This is a genomic window from Mycobacterium lepromatosis (assembly GCF_000975265.2).
Classification (GTDB): Bacteria; Actinomycetota; Actinomycetes; order Mycobacteriales; family Mycobacteriaceae; genus Mycobacterium; species Mycobacterium lepromatosis.
This window is the reverse complement of record NZ_CP083405.1, coordinates 2,212,258-2,230,986: the sequence shown is the minus strand read 5'-3', so window position 1 is coordinate 2,230,986 and position 18,729 is coordinate 2,212,258. Positions and strand designations below refer to the sequence as shown.

The 18,729-nt window shown below is 60.4% G+C and carries 17 protein-coding genes; 16 read left to right on the top strand and 1 reads right to left on the bottom strand.

Annotation, left to right across the window (positions count from 1 at the left end):
• Positions 1-86 precede the first annotated feature (86 nt).
• From MLPF_RS10670 to MLPF_RS10630, 9 genes are all read left to right on the top strand, one after another.
• Positions 87-659 (top strand): Rv1476 family membrane protein, encoded by a 573-nt coding sequence (locus MLPF_RS10670; RefSeq protein ID WP_045843413.1) that lies wholly within the window; start codon positions 87-89, stop codon positions 657-659.
• Positions 660-898: 239 nt separating this feature from the next.
• The gene (gene ripA / locus MLPF_RS10665; protein ID WP_045843412.1) at positions 899-2,338 is read left to right on the top strand and encodes an NlpC/P60 family peptidoglycan endopeptidase RipA; all 1,440 of its coding nucleotides are present in this window, start codon (positions 899-901) and stop codon (positions 2,336-2,338) included.
• A gap of 26 nt (positions 2,339-2,364) precedes the next feature.
• Positions 2,365-3,090, top strand: coding sequence for an NlpC/P60 family peptidoglycan endopeptidase RipB (gene ripB / locus MLPF_RS10660; RefSeq protein ID WP_045843411.1), 726 nt, complete (start codon positions 2,365-2,367; stop codon positions 3,088-3,090).
• 232 nt (positions 3,091-3,322) lie between these two features.
• The gene (gene moxR1, locus MLPF_RS10655) at positions 3,323-4,456 is read left to right on the top strand and encodes a chaperone MoxR1 (protein ID WP_045843410.1); all 1,134 of its coding nucleotides are present in this window, start codon (positions 3,323-3,325) and stop codon (positions 4,454-4,456) included.
• A 47-nt stretch (positions 4,457-4,503) separates the two neighbouring features.
• Positions 4,504-5,415 (top strand): DUF58 domain-containing protein, encoded by a 912-nt coding sequence (locus tag MLPF_RS10650; RefSeq protein ID WP_045843422.1) that lies wholly within the window; start codon positions 4,504-4,506, stop codon positions 5,413-5,415.
• A 43-nt stretch (positions 5,416-5,458) separates the two neighbouring features.
• Positions 5,459-6,466, top strand: coding sequence for a VWA domain-containing protein (locus tag MLPF_RS10645; RefSeq protein WP_045843409.1), 1,008 nt, complete (start codon positions 5,459-5,461; stop codon positions 6,464-6,466).
• A 72-nt stretch (positions 6,467-6,538) separates the two neighbouring features.
• Positions 6,539-7,300 carry a 3-oxoacyl-ACP reductase FabG1 gene (gene fabG1, locus MLPF_RS10640; RefSeq protein WP_045843408.1) on the top strand — a complete coding sequence of 254 codons (762 nt, stop codon included), beginning with the start codon at positions 6,539-6,541 and terminating at the stop codon, positions 7,298-7,300.
• Positions 7,301-7,329: 29 nt separating this feature from the next.
• Positions 7,330-8,139 (top strand): NADH-dependent enoyl-ACP reductase InhA, encoded by an 810-nt coding sequence (gene inhA, locus MLPF_RS10635; RefSeq protein WP_045843407.1) that lies wholly within the window; start codon positions 7,330-7,332, stop codon positions 8,137-8,139.
• Positions 8,140-8,145: 6 nt separating this feature from the next.
• Positions 8,146-9,156, top strand: coding sequence for a ferrochelatase (locus MLPF_RS10630; RefSeq protein WP_045843406.1), 1,011 nt, complete (start codon positions 8,146-8,148; stop codon positions 9,154-9,156).
• A 36-nt stretch (positions 9,157-9,192) separates the two neighbouring features.
• Here the strand turns inward: MLPF_RS10630 and MLPF_RS10625 are convergent, their stop codons facing one another.
• Positions 9,193-10,092 carry a hypothetical protein gene (locus MLPF_RS10625; protein WP_045843405.1) on the bottom strand — a complete coding sequence of 300 codons (900 nt, stop codon included), beginning with the start codon at positions 10,090-10,092 and terminating at the stop codon, positions 9,193-9,195.
• Positions 10,093-10,149: 57 nt separating this feature from the next.
• Here MLPF_RS10625 and MLPF_RS10620 point away from each other — a divergent pair, with 57 nt between their 5' ends.
• From MLPF_RS10620 to MLPF_RS10590, 7 genes are all read left to right on the top strand, one after another.
• Complete coding sequence (locus MLPF_RS10620; protein WP_045843421.1) at positions 10,150-10,581, top strand: NfeD family protein; 432 nt, start codon at positions 10,150-10,152, stop codon at positions 10,579-10,581.
• Between the two features lie 36 nt (positions 10,582-10,617).
• On the top strand, positions 10,618-11,769 hold the full coding sequence (locus tag MLPF_RS10615) for an SPFH domain-containing protein (protein WP_045843404.1): 1,152 nt from the start codon (positions 10,618-10,620) through the stop codon (positions 11,767-11,769).
• A 649-nt stretch (positions 11,770-12,418) separates the two neighbouring features.
• Positions 12,419-12,598 carry a hypothetical protein gene (locus MLPF_RS10610; protein WP_156147179.1) on the top strand — a complete coding sequence of 60 codons (180 nt, stop codon included), beginning with the start codon at positions 12,419-12,421 and terminating at the stop codon, positions 12,596-12,598.
• A gap of 268 nt (positions 12,599-12,866) precedes the next feature.
• Entirely contained in the window at positions 12,867-14,783 is a 1,917-nt protein-coding gene (mutA, locus tag MLPF_RS10605; protein ID WP_045843403.1) for a methylmalonyl-CoA mutase small subunit, read from the top strand.
• Between the two features lie 5 nt (positions 14,784-14,788).
• Positions 14,789-17,065: a methylmalonyl-CoA mutase gene (scpA, locus tag MLPF_RS10600; protein WP_045843402.1), complete on the top strand. Its 2,277-nt coding sequence runs from the start codon at positions 14,789-14,791 to the stop codon at positions 17,063-17,065.
• Positions 17,066-18,049: a methylmalonyl Co-A mutase-associated GTPase MeaB gene (gene meaB, locus MLPF_RS10595; RefSeq protein ID WP_045843401.1), complete on the top strand. Its 984-nt coding sequence runs from the start codon at positions 17,066-17,068 to the stop codon at positions 18,047-18,049.
• A gap of 246 nt (positions 18,050-18,295) precedes the next feature.
• On the top strand, positions 18,296-18,511 hold the full coding sequence (locus MLPF_RS10590; protein WP_052696460.1) for a serine hydrolase: 216 nt from the start codon (positions 18,296-18,298) through the stop codon (positions 18,509-18,511).
• Positions 18,512-18,729: the final 218 nt, after the last annotated feature.

The window sequence follows — 18,729 nt, the reverse complement described above, 5'->3', positions numbered from 1 at the left end:
TTGCAGCCCTCACGGCAATCTCTACGTCGAGTGTCGCGTACGGTGCTTATAGCACTGGGATACGAAACGATTGGAGGGAGACATTGATGAACGGGCAAAATGTTGTCGTCCAACAACCTCAGACGATCCCCATGCTAGCGATCTACATTCCGCAAGATGTCGATATAACCGTGGTCAAGTCTGAGGTCGCCGCGACCGGCGTTAGTGCATCACCGGTCGCCATGCCGGGATTACTCGAGGTGGTCAACCATGCGCAGGCCGAGGGCATCAACCTCAAGATCGTGTTGCTCGACTATGACCTCCCGAACGATACGCCTTTGCGTGATATTGCCACCGTGGTTGGCGCCGACTACCCAGATGTCACGGTCCTCACGCTTAGTCCTAACTACGTCGGCAGCTACAGCACGCATTACCCGCGTGTTACGCTGGAGGCGGGCGAAGATGTCTCCAAGACCGGCAACCCCGTGCAGTCCGCGCAGAATTTCCTGGGTGAACTAAATGTCTCCGAGTTTCCTTGGACCGTGTTGACCATCGTATTGTTGATTGGGGTACTTGCGACAGCCGTTGGCACTAGGTTTATGCAGATGCGCAGCAAGCGATCAGTAACATCAGCAGACTCCGCCGATACCTTGGCAGAAAACGTGAATCGGGCCGACTAGCCAGCTAAGTACGGTTCTTCCAGTGTGGTCACCCTGGCCGTGGCGCGTGTTACGGCAAACCCAGTAGATCACTGTTTGGTCACAGTAATCGCACGTACAGAGTGCAGTTTGTGACTTGCGTTTCCTCAGCGTCAGATGTGACGTACGGTGCGACTAATGCTCATGTTGTCATCGGTGTTTCGTGAAAGTAGTGGTTGGCGCCGTCCGTCCGTGTTGAGCCACTAGGAGATCCGAGTCGAATGAAACGGCCCCGCTGTGGCTCTGTTGCGCCACCGACCGCACGGTTTGTGCGGCCGACCATTCTGTCACTCGTGAGTGCTGCCCTGCTGGTATGCCTACCGGGGTTGGCGACCGCTGATCCGGGTGTCGACAGCTTAGGCACCTTGATTGCCGACGTCGCCAAGGCCAACCAGCGCCTAGACGATCTCGGCGCAGCCATCAAGACCGAAGAGCAAAGTGTTAACAAGGCGATGGTCAGTGTGGAGATGGCCCGGGACAACGCGGTAGCGGCCGAACACGACTTCGAGATCAGCAAGCAGTCAGTCAAGGACGCGAATGCGGCGATCGATTCTGCTCAGCATCGGTTTGACCGCTTCGCTGCCGCCACATATATGAATGGCCCGTCGGGCAGCTACCTGACTGCTACCAGCCCGGACGACATTATTGTCACCGAGACCGCCGCCAGGATGCTGACCGCCAGTTCCCAGGCGGTCATGGCCAATCTGCAGCGGGCTCGAATCGAGCAGGTGAACAAGGAGTCGGCTGCGCGGCTGGCCAAGCAAAAGGCCGATAGGGCCGCTGACGATGCAAAGGTCAGCATGGATGCTGCGGTGGCTGCGTTCACCGCGGCCAAGCGCAAGTTTGATGAGCAGCGGGGCGCAGTCAATCGCCTGGCTGCTGAGCGTGACGAGGCTCAGGCCAAGCTCGAAGTGGCCCAACTAGAGGCCGCAACATGGGCGGCAGGGGTAGGCGGGCCCGGCAAGCCACCGTTCGGCGACCGGTGGGAACCCGATTCGCCAGCTTCAGCTGGCCCGGCCGGAGGCCGCAAATGGGACGGCTGGGACCCCACGTTGCCGCAGATCCCCAGCGCCAACATCCCGGGCGACCCTATCGCGGTGATTAACCAGGTATTGGGGTATGCGGCGACTTCGGCGCAGGTCACCGCCAGCATGGGGCGCAACTTCTTGCAGCAACTGGGTATCTTGAAACCGACCGACACTGGTATCACCAACGCCCCGACTGGTTCGACGCAGGGACGTATTCCGCGGGTTTACGGACGGCAGGCCTCCGAATACGTGATACGTCGCGGAATATCGCAGGTCGGTGTGCCCTACTCCTGGGGTGGTGGCAACGCGGCTGGCCCGAGTAAGGGAATCGACTCAGGCGCTGGGATTTCTGGCTTCGACTGTTCGGGGCTGGTTTTGTATTCGTTCGCCGGGGTGGGTATCCGGCTGCCGCACTACTCGGGCTCTCAGTACAACCTGGGCCGCAAGATCCCGTCTGCTCAGATGCGCCGCGGCGACGTCATCTTCTATGGCCCGGGCGGCAGCCAGCACGTGACGATCTACCTCGGCAATGGCCAGATGCTTGAGGCTCCGGACATCGGCTTGAGGGTTCGTGTTGCACCTGTGCGTACCAGCGGCATGACCCCGTATGTGGTCCGCTACATCGAATACTAAACGAGGCTGAATATCAACGAGGAGCTATGCGCCACAAGAATTGTCGCATGACCAATCTGGTCGTGCTCACCGCGATGGTGGCCGGGATGATTACCGTTGTCACGATACCTGCTACGGCGGACCCCGGGCAGTGGGATCCGACATTGCCAGCAGCGGTGAGTGCGGGGGCCCCGGGAGATCCGCTCGCTGTTGCCAACGCTTCGCTGCAGGTCACCGCTCAGGCAACCCAGACCACGCTCGATCTGGGTAAGCAATTTTTGGGTAGGCTGGGGATCAATCTCGGTGGCGATCCTTCCAACGCCGCGACCACACCCAGCAACCCGGGAGGCCGGATTCCGCGGGTCTACGGTGGTCAGGCCATCGAGTACGTGATCAAGCGGGGTGGGGCACAGATGGGGGTGCCGTATTCGTGGGGCGGCGGCTCGCTGCATGGTCCTAGCAAGGGGGTCGGCGACGGCGCCAACATTACCGGTTTCGATTGCTCGGGTCTGATGCGATACGCGTTCGCTGGCGTCGGCGTGCTGATCCCGCGGTTTTCCGGTGATCAATACAATGCCGGTCGCCACCTTTCTCCCAACCAGGCCAAGCGCGGTGACCTGATCTTTTACGGCCCGGGTGGGGGTCAGCATGTCACCATGTATCTGGGCAACGGTCAGATGTTGGAAGCATCTAGCAGCGCCGGCAAAGTCACCGTCAGCCCGGTGCGTGAGGCTGGTATGACGCCGTTTGTGACGCGGATCATCGAGTCTTGATTCGGTGCGTTGCCAAGCTGGTGGTCTGGGCCGACGTGGTTTGTCCCTAGTTGCTGTTCGGCTGGGGTGGCCTCACCTCGGGCCGTTCCGGCTCGTTCAAAGACTGGGGGTTGATCGACGGAACCGCGGCGTCGACGGAATCCACGAGGCCTGGAATAGTTGAACACGGGCACGCCGTGATCTTTGGCCGTGTCCGATTGAGCTTTATCTGTTGAGCCGAGAAAGGGGCGTGATGACATCAGCAGGAGGGTTGCCCGTGGGCGCCGACGGTTGTTCGGACCCGGGTGGGCAATCAGGCCCGAAGGTTCATGAGGCTCTTCCGGATGGCGTTGACGGGTTGGCTGCCGAAGTGCACACCTTGGAGCGTGCACTTTTCGAGGTTAAGCGAATCATCGTCGGCCAAGACCAACTCGTTGAGCGGATGCTAGTCGGTCTGTTGTCCAAAGGACACGTCCTGCTCGAGGGTGTGCCCGGTGTGGCCAAGACGCTGGCAGTGGAGACCTTCGCGCGGGTAGTCGGTGGGACCTTCGCGCGCATCCAATTCACCCCCGACCTGGTGCCCACCGACATCATTGGCACCCGTATCTATCGGCAGGGCAAGGAAGAATTCGACACCGAGCTTGGCCCGGTGGTGGTTAACTTCCTGCTGGCCGATGAGATTAACCGGGCCCCGGCGAAGGTGCAGTCGGCGCTGCTGGAGGTTATGCAAGAACGCCATGTGTCCATAGGGGGCAAGACGTTCCCACTGCCCAACCCGTTCCTGGTAATGGCGACGCAGAACCCGATCGAGCACGAGGGTGTCTATTTGTTGCCCGAGGCGCAGCGCGACCGTTTTCTGTTCAAGATCAACGTTGGCTACCCTTCGTCCGAGGAGGAGCGCGAGATTATCTACCGGATGGGTGTCACCCCACCGGTGCCCAAACAGATCTTGAATCCTGGCGATCTGTTGCGGCTGCAGGAGATTTCGGCCAACAACTTTGTTCACCATGCGCTGGTTGACTATGTGGTGCGCGTAGTAACCGCCACCCGTCACCCCGAGCAGCTGGGCATGAACGACGTTAAGACGTGGATTTCGTTCGGCGCATCCCCACGTGCTTCATTGGGCATCATCAAGGCATCTCGGTCGTTGGCTTTGGTGCGGGGTCGCGACTACGTGATCCCGCAGGACGTCATCGAGGTTATTCCCGACGTACTACGGCACCGCTTGGTGCTAACCTACAACGCGCTTGCCGACGAAATCTCCCCGGAAATTGTCATCAACCGTGTTCTGCAGACGGTTGCCCTGCCACAGGTGAATGCCGTTCCGCAGCAAGGCCAATCGATATCTCCGGTGATGCAAGCCGCGGTCGCGGCCAGCGGTCGGTGATCGATCCAAACCCCGCCGCGAGGCCAGGGGCGCTCCACCCGCCGTCGATGCAGCGCGGGCAGATCGACGACCTGAAGCTATCGGCGGCGTTGCGGACACTCGAGCTCATAGTCAAACGCAAACTCGACGGTGTCCTGCATGGTGACCACCTCGGCCTGATTTCGGGCCCGGGATCAGAGCCGGGAGAGTCGCGCGAGTATCAGCCTGGCGACGACGTCCGCCGTATGGATTGGGCGGTCACCGCACGCACGACCCACCCGCACGTTCGGCAGATGATAGCTGACCGTGAACTAGAGACCTGGATGGTGATCGACATGTCGGCCAGCCTGGACTTCGGCACCACCATCTGCGAGAAACGTGACTTGGCGGTGGCGGCGGCGGCGGCGATCACCTTTCTCAACAGTGGTGGCGGAAACCGGCTCGGAGCGCTGATCTGCAACGGCGCGAGAATGGCCCGGGTACCGGCACGTTCCGGACGCCAACATGAGCAGACGCTGTTGCGCACCATCGCTACCACGCCTAAGGCGCCGGTCGGGGTACGTGGCGACTTGACGGCTGCCATCGACGCACTGCGCCGGCCGGAACGCCGCCGCGGAATGGCCGTGATTATAAGCGATTTCCTAGGACCGATTAACTGGATGCGCCCGCTACGCGCGATTGCGGCCCGGCATGAGGTACTCGGTATCGAGGTGCTCGACCCCCGCGATGTAGCACTGCCCGACATTGGCGAGGTTGTCTTGCAGGACGCCGAAACTGGTGTCACCCGAGAGTTCACCATTGATGCAGCTTTGCGTGACGACTTTGCGAGGGCCGCCGCCGCTCACTGCGCCGATGTCTCCCGCAGCTTGCGCAATTGTGGAGCACCGCTAATGTCGCTGCGCACCGACCGGGACTGGATCGCTGACATCGTCCGTTTCGTCGAATCCCGTCGGCGTGGGGCATTGGCGAGACGCCAGTGACTGATGTGGCACACACGTTCGCACCTTTTAAGGCGGGTTGGCTATGACGTTGCCGTTGCTGGGGCCGATGTCGCTGTCCGGTTTCGAACACTCGTGGTTTTTTCTGTTCATCCTTATTGTTCTTGGGCTAGCCACGTTCTACGTCGTGATGCAGGTGACACGCCAGCGACGCATGCTGCGGTTTGCCAACATGCAGCTGCTGGAAAGCGTCGCTCCCAAACGAACTGCTCAATGGCGGCACGTGCCCGCGATTCTGCTGATGTTGGCGTTGTTGCTGTTTACCATTGCGATGGCGGGGCCGACGAACGACGTTCGGATTCCACGTAACCGCGCGGTGGTCATGCTGGTGATCGACGTATCGCAGTCGATGCGTGCCACCGACGTCGAACCCAATCGGATGGTTGCGGCGCAAGAGGCTGCGAAACAGTTTGCCGGCGCGCTGACTCCAGGCATCAATCTTGGACTGATTGCCTACGCGGGCACGGCAACGGTGCTGGTGTCACCAACCACCAATCGGGACGCCACCAAGAACGCGCTCGACAAATTGCAGTTCGCCGACCGTACCGCTACTGGAGAGGCCATCTTTACCGCGTTGCAGGCCATCGCCACCGTCGGTGCGGTGATCGGCGGCGGTGACATGCCACCACCGGCGCGTATCGTTTTGTTCTCTGACGGCAAGGAGACGATGCCGACCAACCCGGACAACCCCAAGGGGGCTTATACTGCTGCGCGCACAGCCAAGGACCAGGGCGTGCCAATCTCGACGATCTCGTTCGGTACCGCGTACGGCTTCGTTGAGATTAACGGTCAGCGTCAGCCGGTGCCCGTCGACGACGAGACGATGAAGAAGGTCGCCCAGCTCTCCGGTGGGAACTCGTATAATGCGGCGACCTTAGCGGAACTAAAAGCCGTTTATGCGTCACTGCAGCAGCAGATCGGCTACGAGACCATCAAGGGTGACGCCAGCGCGGGCTGGCTGCGGCTGGGTGTCCTGGTGCTGGCGCTGACGGCGCTGACGGCGCTGCTGATCAACCGCCGGCTGCCGACTTAGTTTTTGTACATTTGCGTCAGTGTCAGACCAGCCGATGTCGGATTGACCGCGGTGAGGCGATAGGTTGGCGGGGTGACTGACGCCGCTGCCAAGGTCCCAGCAGCCCCTGAAAGGGGTAAACCCGCATTCGTGTCTCGTTCAGTACTGGTCACTGGCGGAAACCGGGGGATCGGGTTGGCGGTGGCGCGCCGCCTGGTCGCTGATGGGCATCGGGTGGCGGTGACCCACCGGGCGTCCGGCGTCCCTGACTGGTTTTTCGGTGTCGAGTGCGACGTCACCGACAACGATGCCATCGATGCTGCCTTCAAAGCAGTTGAGGAACACCAGGGGCCGGTGGAGGTGGTCGTGGCCAACGCTGGTGTAACGTTCGACATGCTGATCATGCGGATGAGTGAGGAGCAATTCCAGAAAGTCATCGACGTCAACCTGACCGGTGTCTTTCGGGTCGCCAAGCGGGCGTCACGTAACATGATCAAGCGGCGGTTCGGTCGCTACATTTTTATGGGATCGGTCGTCGGGCTTAGCGGTGTACCCGGGCAAGCGAACTACGCCGCATCCAAGTCGGGCCTCATCGGGATGGCCCGGTCGTTGACTCGCGAGCTGGGTTCGCGGTCGATCACTGCCAACATCGTGGCTCCCGGCTTCATCGACACTGAGATGACCCGTGCCATGGACTCGAGATACCAGGAAGCCGCGTTGCAAGCAATTCCGTTGGGGCGAATCGGCGCGGTCGAAGAGATCGCCGGTGTCGTCAGCTTCCTGGCATCCGAGGATGCTGGATACATCTCGGGCGCGGTGATCCCGGTCGATGGCGGCCTGGGTATGGGCCACTGAGACAGTATCGAACACATACAAGGACGGACATGGCAGGACTGCTCGAAGGCAAACGGATTCTGGTTAGCGGGATCATCACCGAGTCGTCGATCGCGTTTCACATCGCCAAGGTAGCCCAGGAAGCGGGGGCGCAGTTGGTGCTGACCGGATTCGATCGGTTGCGGCTAATTCAGCGCATCGCCGACCGGCTGCCAGACAAGGCGCCGCTGATCGAACTCGACGTGCAGAACGAAGAGCACTTGGCCACGCTCGCCGAGCGGGTGATGGCCGAGATCGGCGAAGGTAATAAGCTCGACGGCGTGGTGCACTCGATCGGCTTCATGCCGCAGACGGGGATGGGCATCAACCCGTTCTTCGATGCGCCCTATGAGGACGTCTCCAAGGGTATCCACATCTCGACGTACTCGTACGCCTCGTTGGCCAAGGCGCTGCTGCTGATCATGAACCCTGGCGGCTCCATCGTGGGCATGGACTTCGATCCGACCCGGGCCATGCCTGCTTACAACTGGATGACGGTGGCCAAGAGCGCGCTGGAGTCGGTCAATCGTTTTGTTGCGCGCGAGGCCGGAAAGTACGGCGTACGCTCCAATCTCGTTGCGGCGGGTCCTATCCGGACACTGGCTATGAGCGCTATCGTCGGTGGTGCACTCGGTGAGGAGGCTGGTGCCCAGATGCAGCTGCTCGAGGAGGGTTGGGATCAGCGTGCCCCGATAGGCTGGAACATGAAGGACCCCACGCCAGTTGCTAAGACGGTGTGTGCGCTACTGTCTGAGTGGTTGCCGGCTACTACCGGTACCATCATCTACGCCGACGGCGGCGCTAGTACCCAACTACTCTAAACGGCAATGATTTTCGAAGCAGCCCTATTGCTGTCCTTCGGCGGGCCAGAGGGACCCGAGCAGGTGCGGCCGTTTCTGGAGAACATCACCCAGGGACGAGACGTACCACCCGAACGTCTTGACGAAGTCGCCGAGCATTACCTGCATTTCGGTGGAGTGTCACCAATCAATGGGATCAACTTAGCCCTGGTCAATGAGCTGCAAGCGGAGCTGAGCCTGCCCGTCTATTTTGGCAACCGTAACTGGGAACCCTACATAGAAGATTCCGTTGTGGCCATGCGAGACGATGGTGTTCGCTGTGCTGCTGTGTTCGTCACGTCGGCGTGGAGTGGCTATTCCGGCTGCACGAAGTATGTTGAAGCCATTGCCCGTGCTCGTCGGTGCGCTGGGACGGAAGCGCCCAAACTGGTTAAATTGCGGCCCTACTTCGACCATCCGCTTTTCGTCGAGATGTTCGTCGACGCCATCATAGCGGCCGCCGCCAGCTTGCCCGCTGCGTTGCGCAGCGAGGCGCGGCTGGTGTTCACCGCGCATTCGGTTCCAGTGGCCACCGACCGACGCTGCGGTCCTGCTCTCTATAGCCGCCAAGTCGGTTATGCTGCAAGACTCGTCGCGGCCGGTGCTGGATATACTGACTACGACCTGACCTGGCAGTCTCGATCGGGGCCTCCGCACGTTCCATGGCTAGCGCCCGATGTTGGCGATCAACTCATTAAGCTGGCGGCTGTCGGCACCAAAGCCGTTATCGTCTGTCCTATTGGGTTCGTCGCTGACCATATTGAGGTGGTGTGGGATTTAGATCACGAATTGCGATCTCAAGCCGAAGCGGCAGGCATCGCGTTCGCCCGAGCTGCCACACCCAACGCCGATCGGCGGTTCGCTCGGCTGGCCGCAGGGTTGATAGACGAGCTCACGCACAGCCGCGTGCCCGTTCGGGTGAATGACTCCGATCCGGTGCCGGGTTGCTTGGCCAGCATCAATGGTGTGCCGTGTAGTCTACCACACTGTGTTGCGTAGGTAGAGTCTGGCGCGGATTTTTATGGCGCGGTGCAGTCAGTCGGGCCAGGCCGAGTGCAGGATTGCGTTGACCGCGGCCATCCTTGCCGACCGTACCACTGCGGTGAGCGGTCGCAGCGCATTGCTGGCGATCTCGATGTCGGACAATGAGGAGTGAGTTCCGACTGGTGTTAAGCCGGTGCTTACCGCGATGATCGCATCAACGTGAGCCGCGTTTTCCAATACCCGCAATGCACGTGATGGCGCGTGGTCGGGAACTCGGTGTTGCCGTGAGGATTCCAGCAATTGTTCGACAAGTCCCCGCGGATCGGTTATGTTGGCTGTCGTGCCATTTAGCTCGATGGTGTCGAGCGCATCGGCGGCAGAACGTACTGCGGATCGCAGTGCGTACTCGGCATCGTCCAGTTTGTGATGGCCGAACGCGGGTACGCCGGGTAGTGAGTACACTATCCAAGATAGCGCAGACAATTCGGGGAGACGTGTATCTTCGCTGTCGGTGTCCTGCTCGGGATTGTTGTAGGAGTACTCCGGGACGAGTCCGACGGCGGTTCTGGAATCGTGCGGATTGGTGATGATCACCGCCTCGCTCGCAGCTAGGGCATCATGCTCGAATTGCGTGCCCGTAGCCAGCCCGTGCACGTCGCCAGGCACCGGCAGTACCACATTTATCGTCCCACGCAACCGATGTGGGTCATTGGGTGTCGACTTCGTCGGCCTGCCGACTGCGGCACGCAGAGTTTGTAACAGCAAGACCGTTCCGGCATCGTGAATGTCGGGCCACGGCAGTCCGGTATAGCCGGCCGCGACGGCGTCATATGCGGCAACTGATTGCATTGGCGCCCAAAGTGATAACGCATCCAATAGGTCGTCGGGCGCAGCCTTCCCGGCGAGCCAGGCGTTGGCCCACACGGACAGCGAAACACTGGGACACCACATGATTTCGCAGTGTAGTTGTTCGGCACCAAGAAGGCCGATTGCGCGTATTCTGGCCGCATGCCTGTCGCGCTGGTTTGGCTGATTTTCGCGCTGGTGCTGGCCGGTGCGGAGGTGCTAACGGGCGACATGTTTTTGTTGATGCTCGGCGGTGGTGCGCTGGCCTCGGCCGTAAGTAGCTGGCTGACGGATTGGCCAATCTGGGCCGACGGGACGGTGTTCCTGATCGTCTCGGTTCTGCTGCTGACGTTGGTTCGGCCTGCGGTGCGGCGGTTAACGCCCGCCCTGGGAGCACAGCTGGGCATAAAGGCGCTAGAAGGCAGGGCCGCCCTGGTGCTTGATCGCGTTGCCCGCAATGAGGGTCAGGTCAAGCTGGACGGTCAGGTGTGGACGGCCCGCCCGTTGAACGACGACGATGTGTATGAAGCCGGCGAGTCGGTAATTGTCGTGCACATCGACGGCGCCACGGCGATGGTGTTTAGGAACGGGTAAGAGCGTCGGTAGAACCCTGCGAAGAAAGGAACCCCAGTGCAAGGTGTGGTGGCAGGTCTGGTGTTGCTCGCCGTTCTGGCGATATTTGCCATCGTTGTGGTGGCCAAGTCGATTGCGTTGATTCCACAAGCCGAAGCTGCGGTAATCGAACGGCTAGGTCGATACAGCCGTACCGTCAGCGGGCAGCTGACCTTGTTGGCGCCCTTTATTGACCGTGTTCGCGCTCGAGTAGACTTGCGGGAGCGGGTGGTGTCCTTTCCGCCGCAGCCGGTGATCACCGAGGACAACTTGACCCTAAATATCGATACCGTAGTCTACTTCCAGGTCACCGTTCCGCAGGCGGCGGTGTATGAAATTAGCAATTACATTGTTGGGGTTGAACAGCTCACCACGACCACGCTGCGCAATGTCGTCGGTGGCATGACGCTGGAGCAGACTCTGACCTCCCGTGATCAGATCAACGCTCAGCTGAGGGTTGTGCTGGACGAGGCGACTGGTCGTTGGGGACTACGAGTGGCCCGGGTGGAGTTGCGCAGTATCGACCCACCGCCGTCGATCCAGGCTTCGATGGAAAAGCAGATGAAGGCCGACCGGGAGAAGCGGGCGATGATCCTGACCGCCGAAGGCGCCCGGGAGGCGGCCATAAAGCAGGCCGAAGGCAACAAGCAGGCGCAGATCTTGGCCGCCGAGGGCGCCAAGCAGGCCGCGATTCTGACCGCCGAGGCCGACCGGCAGTCGCGGATGCTGCGTGCTCAGGGTAAGCGTGCCGCGGCCTATCTGCAGGCGCAGGGGCAGGCCAAGGCCATCGAGAAGACGTTCGCTGCGATCAAAGCCGGCAGGCCGACTCCGGAAATGCTGGCGTACCAGTACCTGCAGGTGTTGCCGCAGATAGCGCGTGGTGACGCCAACAAGGTGTGGGTGGTCCCCAGCGACTTCAGCACGGCGTTGCAAGGGTTCACCAAACTACTGGGCACCCCGGGTGAAGACGGGGTATTTCGGTTCCAACCGTCCCCTGTTGACTTTTCAGATCAGGTTGCCAAGCATGCTGCCGCCGAAGACGACACCGAAGTCGCGGACTGGTTCTCTATCGAGACCGATCCGGCGATCGCTCAAGCGGTCGCCAAAGCCGAGACGATGTTTTACCAGCCAGTTGACGAACAGCCAGATGTGCGCCCTGAGTTTCCTTGACAGGCTTTGTGTATGGGTGTTTCTTCTGCACTAGAAGCCTAGCGGCGCATAATTTTTCCAGGCTGGCGTCCGGCCGTGCTGATCCTGAGAGGAGCGCGATTAGGGCGTTGCCTATAAGTGTTTAGACGCGTTCACCGCACCGGTCGGTTAACGGCTGACGGCCGGTTCGGGGGCGTGTTGGTCCTCGCAGGAGCTCTGATTCGATGTGCGGTTGTGGTGTTGCTGATAGCGGCGGATCTCGCCGATCAGTTCCGCCATACCCAAGGCGCCTGTACATAATGATACCAGATATATTGTGTATATATCGTGTTAGGCCCACGTAACCAGCGAGCGTGTTGCCGAGGATCACTACAGCTGCGGTGCTGTGCAGCAGACCATCCAGCGTGGGCAACGTGTTAGAGTGGTATCCGTGCGGCAGACGTAGCGGCATTGTTGATAGTGGAAAAGGCATGGCAGAAATCAACCGCAGCCACAGCACAGCGGGCCAGCCTCACTCCTGCAGATGCTCATTCACCATGCCGACCGCTTTGGTGCCGAATCAGGAGATGCAGCTGCCACCCGGCCATCGGACCACCAGCACCGCAATCAGCACATCGACTGACTGGGCCAAACAGTAGCCCGGCCGCCAGAGTGAACGTCGTGTGGGGGGATGGGCACCACCGTGACGACGGTGTGGGCGATCATCAGAAACGTTAGCGGAAGTCATGAGCCCAGCGATGTCGCCCACTCGCGTAACTGCGCAGTGGTGAGTGCCGGAACCCGCATCGTCAACGCAGCCAGAACTGTGATTCCAACCACGGTCGCGATGATCCGCGGCCAGGACACTTGAAGCTTGGCCGCGTCCTGCGTACTGGTACAATTGTGCAGCTCGTTGACTATTTTACAGTTAGCGGCCCTCGTCACGTCTGCTAAGACCCCAAGGGGCGCAGAGCAATAATTCAGTTTCTTATGGCTGGCGTTTCGCCGCCGAGCTACCGACTTGCTTCATTGTGGCACTGTACGATCGCCGCGATCAATTAGCCTTAACTAAATCGAATGGCATCCTTGAAGCCCTGCATCAAGGGCTCGCTAATTGTGCTGGTAAATAGGAGCAGTCGGTGTCCCTAGATGTACCCGAGTTCGCCGAACTGGAACAGATTCGCGGGCGGTGGCGAAGTGCGGTCGCTGATGTGCTCTCGAGGAGCATGCGGAGAGACCCCGCCACGTTCGGTGATCAGCCCGAGCGGCTGCTGGATACTGCTACCTACGACGGGTTCGCCATCCGGCCGCTATACACCGCGTTCGACGAGCTGCTGGAACCGTCGTTGCCAGGAGAATGGCCTTATCGTCGCGGTGGCGACGCGTTACGCGATGTCAATTCCGGCTGGAAGGTTGCCGAAGTGTTTCCGGCCGTACCCTCGTCGGCAACCACCCCTGTGGTTGCCGACGAGGGTACGGCCGGAAACACGGCAATACTGGCTGCGCTAGCGGAGGGGGTCAGCGCGCTGCAAATCCGGGTGGGCAAGTCCGGGGTAGCGCCTGGGCAGCTGGACAGCCTGCTGCTCGGTGTGTACGTGGACTTGGTCCCGGTGATCCTTGACGCGGGCGCTGACTACGTCGAAGCCTGCGATGCGGTGTTGGCTCGAGTGGCCCAGTTGGACTCGAGTCGGCGCACAATGCTATCGATCGATCTGGGTGCCGACCCGCTGACCGCGTCGCTGAGCGGTCGTCCGGCACCGTCGATCGAGCAGGTGGTTGCAGTCGCGGCACGGGTCGCCGGTGACCGTGGCGTGCGGACGATAACCGTCGACGGGCCTGCTTTCCACAATTTGGGGGCCAGCGTGACGTGGGAGCTCGCTGCTGCGATTGCGGCTGCGGTGGCCTACCTGCGGGTGCTCATCGAATCTGGGATGCCGGTCAGCGAGGCGCTACGGCAAATCAGTTTTCGGTTAGCTGCCGACGACGATCAGTTTTTGACCATCGCTAAGCTACGGGCGATGCGTCAACTGTGGGCGCGTGTCGCAGAGGTTGTGGGGGACCCCGAAGGCGGCGCGACAGTTGTGCACGCAGAAACGTCGCTGCCGATGATGACTCAGCGCGACCCGTGGGTGAACATGCTGCGCGGCACGGTGGCCGCGTTCGGTGCAGGCGTTGGTGGTGCCGACACCGTATTGGTGTTCCCGTTCGACGTGGCGATTCCCGGTGGCTTTCTCGGCATCGCGGCCAGCTTCGCGCGTCGGATCGCCCGTAACACCCAGCTGCTGCTGTTGGAAGAGTCACACGTCGGCCGGGTGTTGGATCCAGCTGGAGGGTCTTGGTTCGTCGAGAACCTCACCGAACAACTGGCTCAGCGGGCCTGGCAGCATTTTCAGGTTATCGAGACCTACGGTGGGTTCGTCGATGCCGGTGACTACCTTGCCGGCCAGATCAACGAAACAGCCGCACGCCGTACCGACGACATCGCGCATCGCCGTACCGCGATCACCGGTGTCAACGAATATCCGAACTTAGCTGAGCCTGCTTTACTGCAAGGCGGTTCGCCTGTTTCGGCGACTGCTGCGGGAAACCTGTTGCGTTACGCTGCCGGCTTCGAAGCGTTGCGGGATCGTTCGGATGCTTATCTGGCCCGCACCGGTGCACGTCCGCAGGTGTTGTTGCTGCCGCTGGGCCCGCTGGCTGAGCACAACATTCGGGCGACGTTCGCGACGAATCTGCTGGCGTCGGGCGGCATAGCGGCGATCAACCCAGGATCAGTGGACGCACCGGGTGTCGTGCAAGCCGTCGCGCAGGCTGGTTTCATGGCCGGGTCGTCGATGGTGGTGGTTGTTTGTGGCACAGACTTGCGCTATCAGGACGAGGCCGCCGACGTGGTGGGGGCGGCGCGAGGCGCCGGCGTATCGTGGGTCTACCTGGCGGGAACCGAGAAAGCGCTGGGTGACATTAACAACGCCAAGTGTCGACCAGATGAATATATCACCGCGAAAATCAATGCGGTCGATGCCCTTTCGAATCTGCTCACCCGATTGGGGGCGTAGCTACGATGACTGTGCATGACGTCGGTGGCCAGCCGGCTCGCGAAACTACACTCGTGGTCGGCAGTTTCGCCGATATCCCGCTGCGCAGCGATCGTGTCTTGTGGCCACCCTCCGAAGCGGCGGTCGAAAAGCATGTCGCCGCGGCTGCTTCAGCACACGGGTACACAGTTGATCAACTGTACTGGCATACGCCCGAAGGTATCGATATCAAACCAGTCTACATCGCTGCCGACCGTGCCGCCGCCGAGGCCGCCGGCTATCCGTTGCATAGTTTCCCCGGAGAGCCGCCTTACCTGCGCGGACCTTATCCGACGATGTATGTCAACCAACCGTGGACAATCCGTCAGTATGCTGGGTTTTCCACCGCTGCGGATTCCAACGCATTTTACCGTCGTAACCTGGCAGCCGGTCAGAAGGGCCTGTCGGTAGCCTTCGACTTGGCGACTCACCGAGGGTATGACTCCGACCATCCTCGCGTTCAGGGTGATGTCGGAATGGCTGGTGTGGCAATCGATTCTATCCTCGACATGCGACAATTGTTCGATGGCATAGACCTCTCGTCGGTTTCGGTGTCGATGACGATGAACGGTGCTGTGCTGCCGATCCTGGCGCTGTATGTGATAGCGGCTGAGGAACAAGGTGTGCCGCCGGAGAAGCTGGCAGGGACCATCCAAAACGATATCCTCAAAGAATTCATGGTTCGCAACACCTACATCTACCCACCTAAGCCGTCGATGCGGATCATATCCGATATATTCGCCTACACCAGCGCTAAAATGCCGAAGTTCAACTCCATCTCGATCTCTGGCTACCATATCCAAGAAGCGGGTGCCACAGCAGATTTGGAGCTGGCATACACCTTGGCCGATGGTGTCGACTACATCAAGGCGGGCCTGGATGTTGGGCTGGACATTGACAATTTTGCGCCCCGGTTGTCCTTCTTTTGGGGCATCGGGATGAACTTCTTCATGGAAGTTGCCAAATTACGTGCTGGCCGGCTGTTATGGAGTGAACTGGTCGCCAAATTTGGACCCCAAAACCCAAAATCCCTATCACTGCGCACCCATTCGCAAACCTCAGGATGGTCGTTGACCGCCCAGGACCCGTTCAACAACGTGGCCCGCACCTGTATCGAGGCAATGGCCGCAACACAGGGCCATACCCAGTCGCTGCACACCAACGCGTTGGACGAGGCGTTGGCGCTGCCAACCGACTTTTCCGCCCGGATTGCCCGCAATACTCAGCTGGTATTGCAACAGGAGTCAGGCACCACGCGGCCGATTGACCCGTGGGGAGGTTCTTATTACGTGGAATGGCTGACCCATCAACTGGCTGCCCGTGCTCGTGCTCATATCGCCGAGGTCGCTGAGCACGGCGGCATGGCTGCGGCTATTAGCGACGGCATTCCCAAGCTGCGCATCGAGGAGGCGGCTGCGCGCACCCAGGCTCGCATCGACTCCGGGCGTCAGCCGGTGATCGGGGTCAACAAGTACCAAGTCGACGAGGATCACGAGGTCGAGGTACTCAGAGTCGAGAACAGTCGGGTGCGTGCTGAACAAGTGGCCAAATTGCAGCAGCTGCGGGCAAACCGGGACCAGTCGGCGGTCAACGCGGCTCTGGCCGAGTTGTCTGGTGCCGCTCGGTCCCATGGCCGTGCTGGCAATAATTTGTTGGCGCTTGCTATCAACGCGGCCCGGGTCAAAGCTACTGTCGGCGAGATCTCCGATGCGCTGGAGAGGGTATATGGGCGTCACCAAGCGGAGATCCGTACCATCACCGGGGTCTACCGTCGGGAAGTGGGAGAAACTGGGAAGGCTACCGATATCGCAAGCGCCATAGAACTAGTTAAAAAATTCGCCGAGGCTGATGGTCGCCGGCCCAGGATTCTGGTGGCCAAGATGGGCCAGGATGGCCACGACCGCGGGCAGAAGGTTGTCGCGACGGCATTCGCCGACATCGGGTTTGACGTCGATGTCGGATCACTGTTCTCCACGCCTGAGGAGGTTGCCCGCCAGGCGGCCGACAACGATGTGCATGTGATCGGTGTGTCGTCGCTGGCCGCTAGCCACCTGATGCTGGTGCCGGCACTTCGAGACGCGCTTGCTGACGTGGGCCGGCCTGACATCATGATCGTGGTGGGCGGCGTGATCCCTCCCGGTGACTTCGATGAGCTGTACGCTGCCGGGGCTACTGTCATCTTCCCTCCTGGGACGGTGATCGCCTACGCTGCAATTGGCTTGCTGCATAAGCTCGCCGAGCGGCTGGGGTACACTCTCACCTAGATGGTGAGAGACAGCGCCGTGGATAGGCTAGCTGCTGCTGTCCGTAGCGGTGATCGTGTGGCATTGCCGCGGGCTATCACGTTGGTGGAGTCGACTCGCTCCGACCATCGTGAGCAAGCGCAGCAGCTGCTACTGGCATTGCAACCGGACGCTGGAAACGCCCATCGGGTGGGCATCACCGGGGTGCCCGGGGTAGGAAAGTCCACCGCTATTGAGGCGCTTGGCATGCATCTGATCGAACGGGGTCATCGAGTGGCGGTGCTGGCCGTCGACCCGTCATCGGTCCGTACCGGCGGATCCATCCTTGGCGACAAGACTCGCATGGTGCGGCTAGCGGTACACCCGGACGCCTACATCCGGCCATCGCCGACGTCGTGCACCCTGGGCGGGGTGACGAAGGCCACTCGGGAAACAGTTGTCCTGTTAGAGGCAGCTGGTTTTGATGTGATCTTAATCGAAACCGTCGGCGTTGGCCAGTCCGAGGTAGCGGTGGCCAATATGGTCGACACCTTCGTTTTGTTGACCTTGGCGCGTACCGGCGATCAGTTGCAGGGCATCAAAAAAGGCGTGCTGGAACTGGCCGACATCGTGGTGGTGAACAAGGCTGACGGGGGGCATCTGCGCGAGGCGCGGGTAGCTGCCCGGGACTTGTCATCGGCGCTCCGATTGATCTATATACACGAAAAATTTTGGAAACCAAAAGTTTTAACGATGAGTGCAGTTGAGGGGACCGGTTTGACCCAGATGTGGGAAGCGGTCGAGTGTCATCGTCAGGTGCTTACCGCCTCCGGCGAGTTTGAGAACCGTCGGCTGGCCCAGCAAGTCGAGTGGGCTTGGCAGATGGTCCGCGACGCAGTGCTAGACCGGGTGCTGTCCAACCCCGCGGTGCGTGAGATTCGTGCTGAGCTGGAGTGTCAGGTGCGAGCAGGGGAGCTGACGCCCGCGATGGCAGCCCAGCAAATTCTGCAGGCGGCATCATTCTAATGGTAAAGGTAAGTTAATTGTTAATTATTGTTTGCCTACGACTGATGTAAAATCATCGTAGATTCACAAAGTGTGAAGGTGGAAGCCTGAGTCGATCGCCGTTTGTATCTGTTCTCACGACACCCTTGACGCTGGCCATCGTGTGTTCGAAGCGGCGTACTCAACTTTGCTTGCGTCGTTCTTAGCTTTGCAACCCTGTTTCCTCGGACGTTGATTCGACGGAGGAACACCGGCGATGTATCTTACATGGTCAACTTGGTCGTTGAAATTTCTGACTTGGTGCGCGGCCGGGTGTTGTGGACGACTGATACCGCCCCGATGGTGTTCTCTGCGACCAAAGGGTTGGTAGCTACCGTCATTTCATCGGCTCGTCAGCTGGGGTTGATCGAGTATAGTGCACCGGTTGGCGGTATATTAGCTGGCGTTCGGAGTCAACGGCAAGTCAACGTTGACCGTTCGTGAGGTGGTGAAACACCACGCCGGTTTGTCGGGTTTTCGCAGCACCACCAAGGAAGCTTGGCTGGGGGATGCACATCGTCATGGAAGAACGGTCGGTGACATCGCCGCCAGGCATGCATCTACCGTCTGCTGGCTGATGTCGGGTTGGCCCGGGCTGTCACCGGACATGGGAATGGGTGCGCTGACCCTTGCGAGTCCATGCGAACTGTTGGGCACTAGAC

What these genes read in the sequence shown, in the direction of transcription:
- MLPF_RS10610 (WP_156147179.1), top strand. Translation starts at nt 12,419, where the DNA reads ATGGGCACCACCGTGACGACGGTGTGGGCGATCATCAGAAACGTTAGC.
- MLPF_RS10630 (WP_045843406.1), top strand. Translation starts at nt 8,146, where the DNA reads ATGATTTTCGAAGCAGCCCTATTGCTGTCCTTCGGCGGGCCAGAGGGA.
- MLPF_RS10620 (WP_045843421.1), top strand. Translation starts at nt 10,150, where the DNA reads ATGCCTGTCGCGCTGGTTTGGCTGATTTTCGCGCTGGTGCTGGCCGGT.
- MLPF_RS10650 (WP_045843422.1), top strand. Translation starts at nt 4,504, where the DNA reads ATGCAGCGCGGGCAGATCGACGACCTGAAGCTATCGGCGGCGTTGCGG.
- moxR1 (WP_045843410.1), top strand. Translation starts at nt 3,323, where the DNA reads ATGACATCAGCAGGAGGGTTGCCCGTGGGCGCCGACGGTTGTTCGGAC.
- inhA (WP_045843407.1), top strand. Translation starts at nt 7,330, where the DNA reads ATGGCAGGACTGCTCGAAGGCAAACGGATTCTGGTTAGCGGGATCATC.
- MLPF_RS10670 (WP_045843413.1), top strand. Translation starts at nt 87, where the DNA reads ATGAACGGGCAAAATGTTGTCGTCCAACAACCTCAGACGATCCCCATG.
- MLPF_RS10625 (WP_045843405.1), bottom strand. Translation starts at nt 10,092, where the DNA reads ATGTGGTGTCCCAGTGTTTCGCTGTCCGTGTGGGCCAACGCCTGGCTC.
- scpA (WP_045843402.1), top strand. Translation starts at nt 14,789, where the DNA reads ATGACTGTGCATGACGTCGGTGGCCAGCCGGCTCGCGAAACTACACTC.
- ripB (WP_045843411.1), top strand. Translation starts at nt 2,365, where the DNA reads ATGCGCCACAAGAATTGTCGCATGACCAATCTGGTCGTGCTCACCGCG.
- meaB (WP_045843401.1), top strand. Translation starts at nt 17,066, where the DNA reads ATGGTGAGAGACAGCGCCGTGGATAGGCTAGCTGCTGCTGTCCGTAGC.
- MLPF_RS10590 (WP_052696460.1), top strand. Translation starts at nt 18,296, where the DNA reads ATGGTCAACTTGGTCGTTGAAATTTCTGACTTGGTGCGCGGCCGGGTG.
- ripA (WP_045843412.1), top strand. Translation starts at nt 899, where the DNA reads ATGAAACGGCCCCGCTGTGGCTCTGTTGCGCCACCGACCGCACGGTTT.
- MLPF_RS10645 (WP_045843409.1), top strand. Translation starts at nt 5,459, where the DNA reads ATGACGTTGCCGTTGCTGGGGCCGATGTCGCTGTCCGGTTTCGAACAC.